The 253-nt window shown below is 68.8% G+C and carries 1 protein-coding gene; it reads right to left on the reverse strand.

Features of this window, described 5'->3' with window-relative positions:
- Positions 1-4: 4 nt before the first annotated feature.
- On the reverse strand, positions 5-253 hold a 249-nt coding region (locus tag AC5RWD_RS23380), incomplete at its 5' end, for a DUF1206 domain-containing protein (protein ID WP_494022289.1).

Raw genomic sequence — 253 nt, forward strand, 5'->3', positions numbered from 1 at the left:
TTAGCTACATCTTCGCGTAACGTGCCCGGGCCCCCAGATAGAGCCCGTAGCAAATCAGCCCGACGGCCACCACGGCCAGCGCCGCCGGCCCGAACGGTTGCTCGCGCAGCGCCTTGAGCGCGCCGTCGAGGCCTTTCACGTCCTGCGGGTCGTTCTGCACCGCGGCGACCGCCAGCAGCAGCCCGAGCACAAACAAGGCCAGCCCCTTGCCGACAAAGCCGACGATGCCCACCCACGTTACGGCGGTGCGGAC

It is taken from the genome of Arthrobacter sp. CMU6, assembly GCF_059090205.1.